1 pseudogene is annotated in these 331 nt (G+C 39.0%); it reads right to left on the bottom strand.

Annotation, left to right across the window (positions count from 1 at the left end):
* Positions 1-255: pseudogene (locus QOR82_RS09195) on the bottom strand (IS3 family transposase); the annotation flags it as partial.
* Positions 256-331 lie beyond the last annotated feature (76 nt).

Here is a 331-nt window from a genome sequence, read left to right as displayed (position 1 = left end):
GGTAATATCACAAACCATTTTCTGGTACTTCCGATCACTCATGAAGCGACGATTGAGCTTATTTTTAGCTTTCTTACTATTAGGGCCTTTAGATGAGTCGTACTTACGAACTCGTCGATTATATTTTATGCACTTGAGTCCCATTTCATGCATTAAACGCTGAATACGTTTATGGTTAGGAACTTGTTTACCAATCAACTGGTAATAATTGCGAACTTGTGAACTTAACCGGCGCACCCCATATTCGGCTTCATGGGGCTGTGACATAAGTCCCTAATAATAAAGAGAGATGGATAAATCCTTCGGATTTCATTCGTCTCTCTTTTCCTTT

This window comes from Limosilactobacillus difficilis (assembly GCF_947387495.1).
GTDB lineage: Bacteria > Bacillota > Bacilli > Lactobacillales > Lactobacillaceae > Limosilactobacillus > Limosilactobacillus difficilis.
The sequence above is the reverse complement of the archived record's forward strand: the minus strand, read 5'-3'. Positions and strand labels throughout refer to the sequence as shown.